This is a genomic window from Paraburkholderia podalyriae, assembly GCF_014397785.1.
Classification (GTDB): Bacteria; Pseudomonadota; Gammaproteobacteria; order Burkholderiales; family Burkholderiaceae; genus Paraburkholderia; species Paraburkholderia podalyriae.
The window spans coordinates 1-1,320 of the sequence record NZ_VZQQ01000229.1 but is presented as its reverse complement, the minus strand read 5'-3'; the positions used below and the strand labels follow the sequence as shown (position 1 = coordinate 1,320).

1 protein-coding gene is annotated in these 1,320 nt (G+C 61.0%); it reads right to left on the bottom strand.

Annotated elements, in window-relative coordinates:
* Window positions 1–385: 385 nt before the first annotated feature.
* A complete protein-coding gene (locus tag F6X42_RS42730) occupies window positions 386–709 on the bottom strand; it encodes a four-helix bundle copper-binding protein (RefSeq protein WP_121315149.1) in 324 nt (107 codons plus the stop codon).
* Window positions 710–1,320: the final 611 nt, after the last annotated feature.

Here is a 1,320-nt window from a genome sequence, read left to right as displayed (position 1 = left end):
CGCCGCGATCCAGGCCGTTGCTTGCGCGAGACGCACTGCCAGCAGTTCGATGTCGAAGCGGGCAGCGCGACCGGTGTCTTCCTGCTCGGAGAGCAAGTCCATCAGCAGCGTTCCGATGCTGGCCCGACTGAGTTCGGTGGCCACGTACTGGTTTCGAGGGCTGAACCGTGAACTGCCGCTGCCGTGCGCGAGCAGAACCAGTTATTGAGCGTCCTGCGGCAGCGCGAGCGTGCCCATCAGGGAGGCGTCCTCCACCGGAATGGTGACTTCCTGCATTTGGAGCCGAGGTTCCATGACATCCTCAAGCCGGGTACGACATTATTCCGACCCGATACGCGACGCGCTCGCCGTCGTCCTCGCGGGCGCGCTGATGCTGAGCAAGACACTAGATTGCCCGGCAGGCTTCCGCGCATCTCCGGCACGCATCGCTGCATGTGCCGCAGTGCTCGGGGGCGTGCCGCGCACATTCATCGGCGCACTCGTCACAGATCCGTGCGCAGAGTTCGCAAAACTCGGGTGCGAAATGGCTTTGTCGAGCCAAGGCCGCAGATGTGAGGCGGCATAGCGAAGCGCAATCGGCGTTGAGGCGAATACATTTGGCCATGTTCACCCTGCCCGGTTCATCGAGGCAGGCGGATGCGCAGCGATCGCAGGCAGCGGCACAAGCATCGCAGGCTTCAATAGACGGCTGATAGATTTCGGGGTTCATCGACGAAGCTCCAGACTTGAATAGAGTTGTTCGGCGTCCGCCGCGTGCTCTCCTCCAAGGCAAGGCGCAAGGTGTTGCGATAACTTCAGGGCCGACCAGCGCGGCTCTCATAGCAGCGTAGTCGCTCGTGTCGGTGCCGTAAAGCGAAGCTGCGAGCCGGATTCCTCGCGAATAGCTTGGTTAAACGTTTCGAGTTTGATTCGCTGTACCGGTTCGCCGCGGTTCCGGAAGAGATTCCTCGAGACAAGGCGACAACAGAGGCACTAATCCCGAAGGTTGACGCTATCCGCGATGGCCGCTCGGAGATCGACATCCGTCTCAACCGAAGCGTCCCAGTGCGGCCAACCTTGGTCTTGGACCAACGGCGATAGCAAATGAGTGCAACGACCGCAACGTTGCCGCCTGCTCCAGTGGAGCGGCGGCCTTCTATCCTTGAAAGCTGCCGCTCAGTCTGCGCCTGCTCGAGGGGCGGATCAGGGTCGCGAAAAGACCTTCAGTGGCCCTGCAAAGAGTCATTCACGCGCGTCCCGCGACGGCGCAAATCTATTCTTTACCCGCCCCCTCATCCAGATCACTCTTAAACTCTACCTTCCGATGCGACCCGTCGCAAA